The organism is Asanoa sp. NPDC049573 (assembly GCF_040676615.1).
In the GTDB taxonomy this organism is placed as follows: Bacteria; Actinomycetota; Actinomycetes; order Mycobacteriales; family Micromonosporaceae; genus Asanoa.
The window spans coordinates 253,034-266,262 of record NZ_JBFAPI010000005.1; the positions used below are offsets into that span (position 1 = coordinate 253,034).

Sequence of the window (13,229 nt, forward strand, 5' to 3'; positions counted from 1 at the left end):
GGGGGCTCCTCGGTCTCGGTGATGTATCCATCCTGTTCGGACGGGCGCACCCCGACATCGGGAGCCGTTCCCTAACTTCCCGGCCGCACCCTCCTTAGCCGCACCGGACCAAGCGTGTAGGTATACCTAGTGGGTCAGCTGGTAGAACCGGAAGAACCCGAAGTCGTCGATCGGCAGGACCTCCACATCGGCGAAGCCGGCCTCCCGGGCATAGCGGCGCAGCACGCTGGGGCGCATCACGGTGCCGGTGCCGACCGAGTCCGCGTGCGACATGCTGTCGGGCAGGCAGACCAGCGTGCTGAAGCCGTACATCAGCCGCTCTACGTCGTCGCCAGGTGCCAGGAACGACTCGCCGACGGCCTCGTCCATCACCACGACCGGCGCGCCGGGCCGCACCGCGCCGCGGATCGCCGCCAGCACCTCGACCGGCCGGGGCAGGTCGTGCACGCACTCGAACGCGAACGCCGCGTCGTAGTCGCCGGTGCCGGGCAGCCCGCTGGCCGCGTCGACGAGCTGGAACGCCACCCGGCCGCGCAGGCCCGCGTCGCGGGCGTTCGCGGTGGCAATCGCCACCGACGGCTTGTCGACGTCGAAGCCGTCGACCCGCGCCTGCGGGTAGGCCCGGGCCAGCGCGATCGACGACCAGCCCGCGCCGCAGCCGACGTCGGCGATCCGGGCGCCGGGCCGGCGCAGCGCCTCGTCGAGCGCCGGCACGCCGGCCAGCGCCGCGGGCAGCGCGTGCTCGAACCAGGGCCGGTTCAGCTCGGCCTGCGCCTCGCGCATCTCGGTGCCGTAGGCCGACCAGCCGACCCCGCCGCCGTCACGGTAGGCGCCGACCAGTGCCGGCAGTTGCATCGCGGCCGCCGCGAACGCGCTGGCCATCGGCGCGAGGTAGTTGAGGCTGCTGCTGTCGGTGAGCACCTCCGCGGCGCCCGGGGGAAGGGTGAACCGGCCGTCGCCGGAAGCGGTCAGGATGCCGTACGACGCCTGCTGCTCGAGCCATTCGCGGGCATACCGCTCCACCCCGCAAGCCCGCTCGACGAGCTCCTGCGGGTTGGCCGGGCCGCCGTCGGCCAGCGCCTGGTACCAGCCGAGCCGTTCGCCCAGGTAGACCGAGAGCATCTCCGCCGTGCCCAGCGCCGAACGGAACATGCGGTCGGCGAACTCTTCCGCGGTCTGCGTCATCAAAAGGACGTTAGCCACCGGGCGAACATCGCACCGCGTAAAACGCGACCGTGTGTGGTTTCTGGGAGACTGTCCGGATGAGCGACCAGTTCGTGATCGTGGGTGCTTCGCTGGCCGGGGCGCGTGCCGCGTCGACGCTGCGCGCCGAGGGCTTCGACGGCGACATCGTGCTGGTCGGCGCGGAGGAGCAGCTGCCATACGAGCGCCCGCCGCTGTCCAAGGGCTACCTGCTCGGCAAGGAGGAGCGGCAGAAGGCGTTCGTCCACGATGCCGCGTTCTACGCCGAGCAGCGGATCGAGTTGCGGCTCGGCACCCGGGCGACCGCGATCGATCCGGCCGGCCACCGGGTCACCCTCGAGGGTGGCGAGTCGCTGCCCTACCGCAAGCTGCTGCTGGCCACCGGTTCCTCGCCGCGCACCCTGGAGCTGCCCGGCGGTGAAGGCCCCCGGGTCCACTACCTGCGCACGATCGAGCAGTCCGAGGCGCTCGGCGCCACGCTGCGGGCCGGCGACCCGGTGCTGGTGATCGGCGCGGGCTGGATCGGGCTGGAGATCGCCGCCGCGGCCCGCCACTACGGCTGCGACGTGACGGTGGTGGAGTCCGACCGGACGCCGTTGCGGCAGGTGCTCGGCGACGAGGCCGGCGCCGTGTTCCGCGCGCTGCACGAGGCGCACGGCGTCGAGTTCCACTTCGACACGCAGGTCCGCGAGCTCGGCGGCCTCGGCGACCGGATCACCCACGCCGTGCTCGACGACAACACCGAGGTGCCGGCGTCGGCGGCGGTGGTCGCGGTGGGCATCGCGCCCGACGTCGAGCTGGCCCGCTCGGCCGGGCTGCGGGTCGACAACGGCGTGGTCACCGACGCCGCCCTGCGCACCAGCGACCCCGATATCCACGCCTGCGGCGACGTCGCGTCCTCCTACCACCCGCTCCTGCACGAGCACGTACGCGTGGAGCACTGGGCCAACGCGCTCAACGGTGGGCCGGTGGCGGCCAGGTCCATGCTCGGGCAGGAGGTCTCCTACGACCGGCTGCCCTACTTCTTCACCGACCAGTACGACCTGGGCATGGAGCTGGCCGGCTGGTTCCCGCGCGGCGGCTACGACCGGGTGGTGTTCCGCGGCGACCCGTCCATCGTGGACGGCAAGGCGCCGGAGTTCATGGTGTTCTGGACGCGGCGCGGGCACGTGCTGGCCGGGATGAACGTCAACGTATGGGACGTCCAGGACGATATCCAGAAACTCGTGCGTGCCGGCTACACCGGCAAGGACGTCGACCTCGACCGCCTCGCCGACCCCAACGTGCCCCTCACCACGCTTCTCGACGGATAGCACGCCGGATTCCCCGATCGTCCGCACGCCCTCGGCCGGCCCGGCAATGCTGGGGTTCTGGCTGCTAAGTGCCGAGGAGCGAGCGATGGCTATCAACCAGTCGACCGCGGCCGCGGTCACGGGTGTGCAAGGTCCGGAAAGCGTGCCGGTCAGTCTCGACGTCAACGGCTCGACCTACGTGGTCGAGCTCGAACCGCGGGTCAGCCTGCTCGACGCGCTGCGCGACCATCTCGACCTGACCGGCACCAAGAAGGGTTGCGACCAGGGCACCTGTGGCGCCTGCACGGTCTGGCAGGACGGCCGGCGGGTGCTGGCCTGCCTGACGCTCGCGATGACCTGCGAGGGACACCAGATCTCCACGATCGAGGGGCTCGCGCAGGAAGGCGAACTGCATCCGATGCAGCAGGCGTTCATCGACCACGACGCCTTCCAGTGCGGCTACTGCACCCCGGGGCAGATCATGTCGGCGGTCGCGCTGATCCGCGAGGGCAACGCCACCACCGACGCCGACATCGCCGAGCACATGAGCGGCAACATCTGCCGCTGCCAGGCGTACCCGAACATCCACGCCGCGATCCGCGCGGTCCGCGACGCCGACGACGACGGCGACGGGGGTCGGTGACGATGCGGCCGTTGAGCTTCTTCCGGGCCGGTTCCATCGACGACGCGGTCGCCGCGGTCAGCGCCAACCCGGACAGCGCGTTCCTGGCCGGCGGCACCACCGAGATCGATCTGGTGCGGCTCGGCGTGGTCTCGCCGTCGTTGCTGGTCGACGTCAACGACCTGCCGCTGACCTATCTCGAAGACATCGACGACGGCGGCGTACGCATCGGCGCGATGGCCCGGATGACCGACGTCGCCCGGGCACCGCGCATCCTCGAGCGCTATCCCGGCATGTCGCAGGCGCTGCTGCTGGGCGCCTCCGAACAGTTGCGCAACATGGCGTCGATGGGCGGCAACATGTGCCAGCGCACCCGCTGCGCCTACTTCCGCGACGGCCAGTCCCCGTGCAACAAGCGCGAGCCGGGCAGCGGCTGTTCCGCGATGAACGGCGTCAACCGCGGCCACGCCATCCTGGGCACCTCCGACCAGTGCATCGCGACCCACCCGTCCGATGTCGCGGTGGCGCTGGTCGCGCTCGACGCGGTGGTCCGCACGATCGGCCCCGACGGGACCCGGACGATCCCGATCGAGAGCTTCTTCCTGCGGCCGGGCGACACCCCGAGCGTCGAGCACCCCCTGGCCCACGGCGAGTTGATCGTCGCGATCGACGTTCCCGACCTGCCGGTCGCCCGCGCGTCCCGCTACGCCAAGCACCGCGACCGGGCCTCCTACGAGTTCGCGCTGGTCTCGGTCTTCACCGCGATGCGGGTCGACGACGCCGGCAACGTCGCCGAACTGCGGCTCGCGCTCGGCGGCGTGGGCACCGTGCCGTGGCGGGCGCACCGCGCCGAGGAGGCGCTGATCGGCCGGCCGGCGACGGTCGAGAACTTCGCGGCCGCGGCGGACGCCGAACTGCACGACGCCGACATCCGTCCGATGAACGCCTTCAAGGTGCCGTTCACGAAGCGGGCTATCGTCCGCGAGCTGAGCGAGGTGATCGCATGAGCGAGCGAAGCGAGCGGAGTCGACTCAGCCCTGCGGGCTCGTGCTCCGCCGACCGAAGGGAGGCGGCGGCATGAGTCCGGTCGTGGGCAAGCCGGTCAACCGGGTCGACGGGCCTGACAAGGTCACCGGGTCGGGCCGCTACTGCGGCGAGGTCGTGCTGCCGGGCCTGGCCTACGGGCTGATCGTCGGCTCCTCGATCGCCAACGGGCGGGTCGTCTCGATCGACACCACCGCGGCCGAGGCGGCCGGCGGCGTGCTGGGCATCATGACCCACCAGAACACGCCCAAGGTCGCCAACCAGCCGCACCTGCTGCCCTCGCTGGCCGGCCAGCCCGCACCGGGCGAGAGCTTCTTCCCGATGCAGGACGAGGTCGTGCACTACTGGGGTCAGCCGGTCGCGCTGGTGGTCGCCGAGTCGCAGGAGCAGGCCGCACACGCCGCCCGGCTGCTCGACATCACCTACGACGTGGGCGTGCCGATCGCCACGATCGAAGACGGGCGCTCCCAGGCGTACGTGCCGGAAATGCTCTTCGGTGGCCTGCTGCCGGCCCGCGACGAGCGCGGCGACGTCGAGGCGGCGTTGGCCTCGGCCGAGGTCACCGTCGACGCGACCTATCACTTCGCGGCCAACCACCACAATCCACTGGAAACCGGCGTGACGACCGCGCAGTGGGACGGTGACCGGCTCACCGTCTGGGACTCGACGATGGGGGTCCGCGCGAGCCAGCTCACGGTCGCGACCCTGCTGGGCATCCCGCTGTCCGACGTCCGGGTGATCACCCATTTCGTCGGTGGCGGGTTCGGCTCCAAGGCGATGGTCTGGCCGCACGTGACGCTGGCCGCGATGGCCGCCCGGCACGTCCGCCGCCCGGTGCGGCTCGCGCTGACCCGGCCGCAGAGCTTCACCTCCAACGGGCACCGCGAGGAGCAGGAGCAGCGGATCACCCTGGGCGCCGGCCGGGACGGCCGGTTGACCGCGATCCGGCACCAGAAGACGTCGGTCACCTCGCCGTTCGACGACTGGGCCGAGCCGGCCACCGGCGTCTCGACGCAGATCTACGGCTGTGACAACTACCTCGGCACGCACAGCCTGATCAAGGGCAACACGATGACGCCGACGTTCACCCGGGCGCCGGGGGAGTCCCTCGGTTCGTTCACGCTGGAGACCGGGATGGACCGGCTGGCGTACGAGCTCGACATGGACCCGGTCGAGTTGCGCATCATGAACCACCCGCCGGTCGACAACCACGGCAACACCTGGTCCAGCGACGGCATGGCCGACTGCCTGCGCAAGGGCGCTTCGCTGTTCGGCTGGGCCTACCGCGACCCGAGGCCCGGTGTGCGGCAGGAAGGCAACGACCTGATCGGCACCGGCGTGGCCGGCGCCGGCTATCCGGTGGCGTTCTTCATGCCGGTGCAGCACGCCCGGGCCCGGATCTTCAACGACGGCAGCGTCGTCATCCAGACCAGCGCGCAGGAGTTCGGCATCGGCGTGACCACGTCGATGTCGCAGGTCGGCGCCGACGGGCTGGGCGTCGACATGGGGGTGTTGCGCTTCGAGGCCGGCGACACCGACCTGCCCAACTCGACATCGGCGGTCGGCTCGATGGGCGCCACGATGGCGTCGTCGGCCGTGCACAACGCGGCCACGACGTTGCGCAACGAGCTGATCGCGCACGCGGTCAACGACTCGCATTCGCCGCTGCACGGCCTCTCGCCCAGTTCGGTGCGGGTCGCCGGCGGCCGGATGACCTCCACTCTGGACCCGTCGATCTCCGAGTCCTATTCGGACCTGTTGCGGCGCAACCGGCTGCTGGACCTGGAGGCGCTGGGCTCGTGGACGCCGCCGCCCTTCGACACCCCGCACGGCCTGCTCACCTTCGGCGCGCAGTTCGCCGAGGTGGCGGTCGACAAGGACCTGGGGCTGGTCCGGGTGCGGCGGATGGTCGGCGTGTTCGCGCCCGGTCGCGTGCTCAACCCGAAGCTGGCGCGCAGCCAGCTGCTCGGCGGGATGCTGTGGGGGCTCTCGCAGGCGCTGCTGGAGGGCAACCAGATCGATCGCGCCACGGGGCGGTGGGCGCTGAACAACCTGGGCGAGTACCTGGTGCCGGTGCACGCCGACATCCCCGACATCCAGGTCGAGTTCGTCGAGGTCGAGGACGACGTCGTCGGCCCGCTGGGCGTCAAGGGCGTCGGCGAGGTGGGCCAGGTCGGTGCGGCGGCGGCGATCGCCAACGCGGTCTTCCACGCCACCGGCCGGCGGATGAACGAACTGCCGATGACCGCCGAGGTAGTGATGAACGGTGCCGGCTGAGGCGTTATCCGAACGGCCGGTCATCAGCGCCCCGCCGCAGGAGCAACGACCGGCCGTCCGTGCCTCCATCCAGCGCAGCGTCGCGCGCCAGCCCTGGCTCGGCCTGTCCGGCCTGCTGTTGGTGATCCCGATCGCGGCGGCGCTGGCGTTCGCGCTCGACGGCCCGGCCCGATCGCTGGTGGTGATCGGCCCGCTGGTCACCTATTCCCTGGTCCCGGTCGCCGTCGTGGCGTTCTGGTGGGAGGACTGGCCCGGCACGGCACTGGCGCCGCGCTGGTTGGCCGGCTGGCTCAACACCCTGTTCATCGTCGCCGCAGGCGTCGGGCTCACGTTTCTCGGCCAGTTGATAGCCGGCGGCGTCGACCCGCGCGGCGTCTTCGACCCGAATCCCGGGCCCGGGCACCTGCCGACGTTCCCCGCCACGCTGCCGCTGGCCGGCGCCGCGTTCGCGGCGATCCTCCAGTTCACGCTGGTGTGCGAGGGCTGGCCACTGCGCAAGCTGCCGCGGATCCCGGCCGGGCTGCTGGCCGGCGTGCTGGCCTTCGGCGCCGCGCTGCTGGTCTACTACTTCGTCGCCGATGTGCGGCCGCCTCCCGGGTCCGGGTTGCACACGCAGACGGGGCCGATGTCCGGCGGGTCGCTCGGTGCGCTGCTCGTGACGACGGGGGCCTGGCAGACGTGGCTCTACGTGACGTGGCGGGGCTGGCCGTTCAACCTGATCCGGCGGCGCTGGCTGCGGCTGTCGGCGGCCAACGCCGTGGTGATCCTGGGTGGCTGGGCCACGTACACCCTGATCCATCTCGCGGTCAGCCCCGGCCTGATCATCGCCGGCGCGGCGGCCTTCACGGCGGCGGCGCTGTCGGTCTCGATGCTGTTCGAGAACGCGGTCCGCCCGCACATCACGGCGGTGATGGACAAATGGCTGTCGGTCACGGTGGTGTCGGCGGTGGCCCTGATCCTCTACGTGGTCCTGACCGCCTACGCGCACACCGTGGACTTCGGCCACTTGGAGCCCAGCGACTTCGTGGTGCACGCCTGCCTCAACGCGCTGGCCTTCTCGGTCATCACCCACGTCGCCGTCGGCCGCCGCTGGCCGTTCGCCCGCGACCTAGCCTGATGTCCATGGATTTCGAGGAGCTGATCGCGTCGGCGCTGGCGGTGGTCGCGCCGCGCCGCCTGCAGGGCCGTCTGGTCGGCGACGTCGGCGCGGCCCTGCTGACCTTCGACGGCAACCGCTACGTCGGGGTCTGTGTGGACACCGCCTGCGGGACAGGCTTCTGCGCGGAGGCGAGCGCGATCGCGGCGATGCTGACGGCGGGGGAGGAGCGGATCGCCCGGATCGTCGCGGTGTGGCGCGACGAACGCGACGACCGCATCTACGTGTTGCCGCCCTGCGGCCGCTGCCGCGAGTTCATCCGCCAACTGCACCCGGACAACCTCGACACCGAGGTGGTCCTGGGCTCGACCCGGTGGGCGCCGCTGCGCGAGTTGCTGCCCGAGCACGAGTGGCCGGAAGCGATCGCATGACGGCCAGGGACATCCCGGTGGTCGTGGTCGACACCGATGCCGAGGCGTTTGCCTTCGCCAGCGCGGACCTGGCCGCGCAGTGGCTCGAGGCGACGGACGTCGTCGACGGCGAGTTCCACGGGTACGACGCCCTCGGAAACGTTCTGGAGATCACCGCGCGCGGCGAGGACGTCTTCGTCGCCTCGACGGACGACAACGCCTACGACGCCGCGGTGGCGGACCTTCAGCGGGTGACGTCGCGCAACCGGGTCAGCGGAGAGTCGCTCGATGAGATGATCCGCAGCCTGATCGTGCCGCACCGCACGCCGCTCTTCCGGCGCCTGCGCTAGGTCGGCAGGCCGTGGGTGGCGACGTACTAGAAGGCGCTGCTCGTGGCCGCGCCGACCACGGTCGCCAGGAGCAGACTGGGCCCAGCCTGCAGGCGGCTGCTGTGCAGGACGAGGATCTTGGCGACTAAGGCGCCGTAGACATCGCGCCGAGGCCGTGGGTGAGCACGCGGGCGTCGTAGGGACTGGAGCCCGAACGCCCAGAGGCACGCGGCCGCGACCGGCAGGCTCAGCAGGAACGCCAGCAAGCCGCTCGTGCGGTCACGGGGCCGACCCACGGCCGGCGGCGTAGGCCGAGCTTGCCGTACATCGCCAGCACCGTGACCAGTTGGACCGAACCAGACCTTCATCGCGTAGATCGACGGAAGGGCCGGGCCCAGGGAACGTCGCCCACGGCGTGTGCACCCTGCCGAAGACGCCGAGCGCGAGCGTTCACGTTGGGCGCTCGCGCTTCGGGAGCTTGCTGACCACCGTGTCGTAGGAGGTGTCGATCGCCTCGAGGATCTCGTCGTCGGGGATGCCCGTGCCGACGGTGAGCGTGTTCCAGCCCGAGCGTCCGATGTAGGCCATCGATCTCGCCGAGTCGGGGTAGCGCCTGAGCCATTCGTCGGCGACCTCGCGGTTGGGGCCGCACTTGAGCCCGACCGTCGGCGGCGGCCCGGCACCGAGAAATGCGAAGATCTTGCTGCCCACCTTGGCGACCGTGTCGCCCTCCCACGGCTCGTCCGGCCACGCACCCGGCTTGGCCAGGCAATACGCCACCAGATCGTCCCGGGTCATGGTGGTCACCATATCGCCGGCCGGACCGGTCAGGAATGAAGAAGCGTCGGTCGCCCCAGGGCCAATAGCGTCGTGGGCATGACAGCAATCGAATCCGTAACCCTCGACGTGGCCGACGTCTCGGCCGCCCACCGCTTCTACACCACCGCCTTCGGCCTGGACACCACCCGGATCCGGCTACGCGACGCGCAACCGCCGACGACGGGCTTCCGCGGTTTTACGCTCTCGCTCACGGTCTCGCAGCCGGCCACGGTCAACGCCTTGTTCGAGGCGGGCCTCGCCGCCGGCGCCACGACGCTGAAGCCGGCGGCGAAGTCGCTGTGGGGCTACGGCGGTGTCCTGCAAGCGCCGGACGGGGCGATCTGGAAGATCGCGACGTCCGCGAAGAAGGACACCGGCCCCGCCGACCGGAAGATCGACCAGATCGTGCTGCTGCTGGGTGTCGCGGACATCGCCGCGAGCAAGCGCTTCTACGTCGAACAGGGCCTGACCGTCGGGAAGAGCTTCGGTCGCGTGTACGTCGAGTTCGCGGCCGAGTCGAGCCCGATCAAGCTGGCCCTCTACCGCCGTCGCGCCCTGGCCAAGGACGCCGGCGTCGCCCCGGACGGCACCGGATCGCACCGAATCACGATCGCCGGCGACACGGACCCCTTCACCGACCCGGACGGATTCGCCTGGGAAGCGGCCCACGACAGGTCCCTGCGTTAGCCGCGAACCGGAGCTCTCAGGTCGGCGGGTGAGCGGCGAGCGCGTCGTAGACGGCGACCGGCCACGGGACGGTGAAGTACCGACGTTCGACGGCCCGTTCCATAAGACGCCGAAGATCTTCACCGCCGATCTGGAGGAGCCGGAAGTGGGCGGGGTTGCCCTGCCGGACGTTTTCGACGACGTAGAGCCAGAACCGCGGGTTGACGGCCGCCTCGGACCTCTGCCTCGGCTCGAGCCAGAGGTCCTGACCCCGCGCCGACTGCCCGTACGCCTTCACTTCGATGACACGCTCGCTCCCGGCGACGTCCGCGGCGGCTCCGGTGCCGCGGATGTCCCGGGCGGTCCGGCCGTGCTCGGCCTCCCACCGCACCACGAAGGCGATCGCGGCATCCTCAACGGTCCGGTTTCCTGTCAGCCGGAGTGGATCGGTCATGGTTTCCACCATTCGCTGCTGTAGGTCCCGTCAGCCGAGAGCAGGACAACGTGAATGTTCGCCGCGCGGCGACCGGTGCGGGTGCGGGCAGCAAGGTCGCGGTAGCGGTCGTACGCGGGCGCCTCAAAAGGTCGGCGAGCGCCTCCTGCACAGCGCCCTCCCGCGGCCAGCTCCTACCCGTGGGTCGGGTGAGGGCGGGGGCTGATACCGAGGCGAACCGCGGTGCCGGCTGGGCGCCGCCGTTCACGATCTCGAATCCGAGTGCGCGCAGGTGCCGCAGCGCGACGTAGCCCACGTCTCGCAGCCTCGTTATGACAGCCTCCGGGTCGAGGTCCCGGCCGACCCCGTTGAGCACGAAGTGCACCAGTTGTCCTCCCGCACCGCAGAGCCTCTGGGCCGCTCACCGTACGACCGGCGGACCTGCCGCGGCACCGGGTGAGCGGGCAGGGTGTGACGACGATCAGCGATGCCGCGTTACAGAGCGAGGGTGCGCAGGTCCACGGCGCCGGCCATGGCCTGCGCGCCGAGGTCGTTGAGGTGCATGCCGTCGCCGGCGTCGAGGGACGGGTGGATGTGGTCCGGGGACGCTGGGTCGGCGACCGCCCGGTCCACGTCGAAGATGCCGTCGAACGCGTCGGTGGTGCGGATCCACTCGTTCACCTCGCGCCGGGTGGCCAGCCCCTCCGGCGTGCTGATCCCGGGATAGACGGCACCCGCGAACGGACCGATGGTGGCGACCACGATCTTCAAGCCGGCGTCGTGCGCGCGGTCGGCCAGCTCCGTGAAGCCCGCGACCAGGGCCTCGGCGGTGGCCGGTGGCTCGCCGACCATGCCGGGCAGCCCGAGGTCGTTGATGCCGAAGTGCACCAGCACGTGGGTCACGCCGGGCGTCGCGAGCACGTCGCGGTCGAAGCGGGCCAACGCGTGTTCGCCGATCTCGTCGCGGAGCAGGCGGTTGCCGGCGATGCCCTGGTTGACCACCCAACCGCGGTCGAGGCGGCGGTTGAGGTAGTCGACGGAGCGGTGGTTCGCGCCGACCGTCGAACCGACGCCCTCGAACCAGGAGTCACCGAAGGCGACCGCGATCGCCGTGTCGGCGGGGGCGTCCACGTCGACGCCCGAGACGAAGAACCGGCCTTCGACCGACTCGCCGCCCACGATGTGCGCGAGTTCGGCCGGCTTGTGCGAATAGGTGGCCAGCCCGGTCTCCTCGGGGAAGGAGAGGCTGAGCTCGAGGTCGTCGGCGACGGCCAGGTCGACCGGGTCGCTGACCGCCTCCTGCCCGGGCGGGATGACGACCTTCCCGGCGCCGTCGAAGGCAAGGTCGCGACCGTCGACCGCGGCGGACCCGATCGTCAGCGGGGCGCGGCCATAGTGGTTCGTCAGGCGTACCCGCAGACGCGAGCCACCACCGGCCAGATGGAGCACCTGACGCACGGTCTGGTCGGCGAAGCCGCGCGGCTCGCTGAGCTTGATCTGCTCGTAGGGACTGATCACGGCGGAGCGGAAACCAGCGATCCAGGTCATGCGTACGACGGTAATCTGCTTCGAATTCGAAGCACAGCGAAACGAGGGTGACGCTCGCCACTTGCTTCGAGTTCGAAACAGGTACGGTGATCGTGATGACCAGCCCCGATCCCCGGCAGCCCGGGGCCTACTTCGCCCTCACGGAAGCCGTCAGCCTGCTCCAACACCAGGTCGAGCAGCATCTGCGCACCGAGGGCGACCTCAGCTACGTGCAGTTTCAACTGCTGACCCGGCTCGCCGCCGCCGACGGCCGGTTGACGATGACCGAGCTGGCCGACGGGGTGGTCTACAGCCGCAGCGGGCTGACCTACCAGGCCGGCCTGCTGGAGAAGGCCGGCCTCATCACCCGCCGGCCCAGCCCCGACGACGAGCGCGCCACCCTCGTCACCATCACGCCGAAGGGGGCCGCCCTGGTCGAGCGCGTGCTGCCGGGGCACATCCAGGTCGTACAACGGCTGTTGTTCGAGTCTCTGTCCGATGCGGACGTGCACCACCTGGGCGACATCATGACCCGGGTCCGCGACCACATGCGATCGCAACCCCCGCGCTCCGCCGCGCCACGGAAACGCCGCACGGCCGGTTGAGGCTGGTGCAGGGCACCCGGAAGGGTCAGACCTTGGAGGATCAGAAAAACGTGGTCGGTGAGAACCGTCATTTGCCGGACCCGCCGGGGTCGGGCTCTGACGTTGTTGACGAGCCGAAGCGCTGACCAAACCTTCTCTTCGTGACGTAAGCCGCGTTTCGCCGCGCCGACCGCGGGTACGCGGCCATTGTGGCCGCGCGGCCAGCGCCGGGAGCCCCGGCAACCGTCGGGGCGGTCACTCATCGGCGTCGGGCCGAGGCCTAGTGCGCAAGCTCGGTCGCGTTGCGCAAGTCTGCCGCGATCGGCGTCTTCGCGCGCGCCGCCGGCAGGATCGGTGACCGCCTCACCGAATGGGCGGCGTCGATGCGGGGTTCCGGAGGGGACGACAGGTGAGCCAGGGTACGAGCGGTAACGGAATCGGTACAACCGGCGGCAAGTTGGTCGCGGGCCTGCGGGACTTCGTGGGCGCGCTCGCCGGTGAACTCACGGACAGACTCACCGAATACGCCTCCAGCGGCGACGGCGGTTCCCGCCATGGCGGTGAGTCCATCAATGAGAGTGGCTCGCCGGAAGATGTGGTTGAGGACGACGCCGTGATCCGCGACAGCGAGGTAGTCGCCCAGGACGACCGCGCCGACGACCAGGATTCGGAAGACGGCGGCCAGGCCAAGGGTGAGAAGGCCAAGAACGAGCCAGCTCGGGACGACCAGACCGAGGAGGACGAGTCGCCCGACGAGGAACCAGCCAAGGTAGCTACCAAGACCGCGACCGAGGTGGCGAAGGAGACGGCGGCCCGAGAGTCAGCGAGGACCGCGACCGAGGTGGCGAAGGAGACGGCGGCCCGAGAGTCAGCGAGGACCGCGACCGAGGTGGCGAAGGAGACGGCGGCCCGAGAGTCAGCGAGGAC

General features: G+C 70.7%; 15 protein-coding genes. 10 read left to right on the top strand and 5 right to left on the bottom strand.

Annotated features, from left to right (window positions below; genetic code table 11):
* Positions 1-126: 126 nt before the first annotated feature.
* Positions 127-1,185 carry a methyltransferase domain-containing protein gene (locus tag AB0J74_RS14175; protein WP_363448136.1) on the bottom strand — a complete coding sequence of 353 codons (1,059 nt, stop codon included), beginning with the start codon at positions 1,183-1,185 and terminating at the stop codon, positions 127-129.
* A gap of 77 nt (positions 1,186-1,262) precedes the next feature.
* Here AB0J74_RS14175 and AB0J74_RS14180 point away from each other — a divergent pair, with 77 nt between their 5' ends.
* From AB0J74_RS14180 to AB0J74_RS14210, 7 genes are all read left to right on the top strand, one after another.
* Entirely contained in the window at positions 1,263-2,516 is a 1,254-nt protein-coding gene (locus AB0J74_RS14180) for an FAD-dependent oxidoreductase (RefSeq protein ID WP_363448138.1), read from the top strand.
* An 85-nt stretch (positions 2,517-2,601) separates the two neighbouring features.
* Positions 2,602-3,138: a (2Fe-2S)-binding protein gene (locus AB0J74_RS14185; RefSeq protein ID WP_363448139.1), complete on the top strand. Its 537-nt coding sequence runs from the start codon at positions 2,602-2,604 to the stop codon at positions 3,136-3,138.
* A 2-nt stretch (positions 3,139-3,140) separates the two neighbouring features.
* Positions 3,141-4,124, top strand: a complete 984-nt coding sequence (locus tag AB0J74_RS14190; RefSeq protein ID WP_363448369.1) for a xanthine dehydrogenase family protein subunit M — start codon at positions 3,141-3,143, stop codon at positions 4,122-4,124.
* Positions 4,125-4,194: 70 nt separating this feature from the next.
* Positions 4,195-6,438, top strand: a complete 2,244-nt coding sequence (locus tag AB0J74_RS14195; RefSeq protein WP_363448140.1) for a xanthine dehydrogenase family protein molybdopterin-binding subunit — start codon at positions 4,195-4,197, stop codon at positions 6,436-6,438.
* Positions 6,428-7,555, top strand: coding sequence for a hypothetical protein (locus tag AB0J74_RS14200; protein ID WP_363448141.1), 1,128 nt, complete (start codon positions 6,428-6,430; stop codon positions 7,553-7,555). Before AB0J74_RS14195 ends, AB0J74_RS14200 begins: the two co-directional genes overlap by 11 nt.
* A gap of 5 nt (positions 7,556-7,560) precedes the next feature.
* Positions 7,561-7,965, top strand: coding sequence for a cytidine deaminase (locus tag AB0J74_RS14205; RefSeq protein WP_363448142.1), 405 nt, complete (start codon positions 7,561-7,563; stop codon positions 7,963-7,965).
* 17 nt (positions 7,966-7,982) lie between these two features.
* Positions 7,983-8,294 (top strand): hypothetical protein, encoded by a 312-nt coding sequence (locus AB0J74_RS14210; protein WP_363448143.1) that lies wholly within the window; start codon positions 7,983-7,985, stop codon positions 8,292-8,294.
* Between the two features lie 26 nt (positions 8,295-8,320).
* Here AB0J74_RS14210 and AB0J74_RS14215 read toward each other — a convergent pair whose 3' ends face one another.
* The gene (locus AB0J74_RS14215) at positions 8,321-8,569 is read right to left on the bottom strand and encodes a DUF6529 family protein (protein WP_363448145.1); all 249 of its coding nucleotides are present in this window, start codon (positions 8,567-8,569) and stop codon (positions 8,321-8,323) included.
* A gap of 154 nt (positions 8,570-8,723) precedes the next feature.
* A complete protein-coding gene (locus AB0J74_RS14220) occupies positions 8,724-9,071 on the bottom strand; it encodes an MmcQ/YjbR family DNA-binding protein (protein ID WP_363448146.1) in 348 nt (115 codons plus the stop codon).
* A gap of 78 nt (positions 9,072-9,149) precedes the next feature.
* Between AB0J74_RS14220 and AB0J74_RS14225 the strand changes: the two genes are divergently transcribed.
* The gene (locus AB0J74_RS14225; protein WP_363448147.1) at positions 9,150-9,779 is read left to right on the top strand and encodes a glyoxalase; all 630 of its coding nucleotides are present in this window, start codon (positions 9,150-9,152) and stop codon (positions 9,777-9,779) included.
* 16 nt (positions 9,780-9,795) lie between these two features.
* On the opposite strand, the gene AB0J74_RS14230 is transcribed toward AB0J74_RS14225, so the two are convergent.
* A complete protein-coding gene (locus AB0J74_RS14230) occupies positions 9,796-10,212 on the bottom strand; it encodes a DUF3883 domain-containing protein (RefSeq protein WP_363448148.1) in 417 nt (138 codons plus the stop codon).
* 474 nt (positions 10,213-10,686) lie between these two features.
* Positions 10,687-11,739: an SGNH/GDSL hydrolase family protein gene (locus tag AB0J74_RS14235; RefSeq protein ID WP_363448149.1), complete on the bottom strand. Its 1,053-nt coding sequence runs from the start codon at positions 11,737-11,739 to the stop codon at positions 10,687-10,689.
* 95 nt (positions 11,740-11,834) lie between these two features.
* On the opposite strand from AB0J74_RS14235, the gene AB0J74_RS14240 reads away from it, so the two are divergent.
* Both AB0J74_RS14240 and AB0J74_RS14245 read left to right on the top strand, forming a co-directional pair.
* Positions 11,835-12,323 (top strand): MarR family transcriptional regulator, encoded by a 489-nt coding sequence (locus tag AB0J74_RS14240; protein WP_363448150.1) that lies wholly within the window; start codon positions 11,835-11,837, stop codon positions 12,321-12,323.
* Between the two features lie 388 nt (positions 12,324-12,711).
* The coding region (locus tag AB0J74_RS14245; RefSeq protein ID WP_363448152.1) for a hypothetical protein at positions 12,712-13,229 on the top strand (518 nt) is incomplete at its 3' end.

Coding starts and splice junctions, on each gene's coding strand:
- AB0J74_RS14175 (WP_363448136.1), bottom strand. CDS start 1,185: ATGACGCAGACCGCGGAAGAGTTCGCCGACCGCATGTTCCGTTCGGCG.
- AB0J74_RS14180 (WP_363448138.1), top strand. CDS start 1,263: ATGAGCGACCAGTTCGTGATCGTGGGTGCTTCGCTGGCCGGGGCGCGT.
- AB0J74_RS14185 (WP_363448139.1), top strand. CDS start 2,602: ATGGCTATCAACCAGTCGACCGCGGCCGCGGTCACGGGTGTGCAAGGT.
- AB0J74_RS14190 (WP_363448369.1), top strand. CDS start 3,141: ATGCGGCCGTTGAGCTTCTTCCGGGCCGGTTCCATCGACGACGCGGTC.
- AB0J74_RS14195 (WP_363448140.1), top strand. CDS start 4,195: ATGAGTCCGGTCGTGGGCAAGCCGGTCAACCGGGTCGACGGGCCTGAC.
- AB0J74_RS14205 (WP_363448142.1), top strand. CDS start 7,561: ATGGATTTCGAGGAGCTGATCGCGTCGGCGCTGGCGGTGGTCGCGCCG.
- AB0J74_RS14220 (WP_363448146.1), bottom strand. CDS start 9,071: ATGACCCGGGACGATCTGGTGGCGTATTGCCTGGCCAAGCCGGGTGCG.
- AB0J74_RS14225 (WP_363448147.1), top strand. CDS start 9,150: ATGACAGCAATCGAATCCGTAACCCTCGACGTGGCCGACGTCTCGGCC.
- AB0J74_RS14230 (WP_363448148.1), bottom strand. CDS start 10,212: ATGACCGATCCACTCCGGCTGACAGGAAACCGGACCGTTGAGGATGCC.
- AB0J74_RS14235 (WP_363448149.1), bottom strand. CDS start 11,739: ATGACCTGGATCGCTGGTTTCCGCTCCGCCGTGATCAGTCCCTACGAG.
- AB0J74_RS14240 (WP_363448150.1), top strand. CDS start 11,835: ATGACCAGCCCCGATCCCCGGCAGCCCGGGGCCTACTTCGCCCTCACG.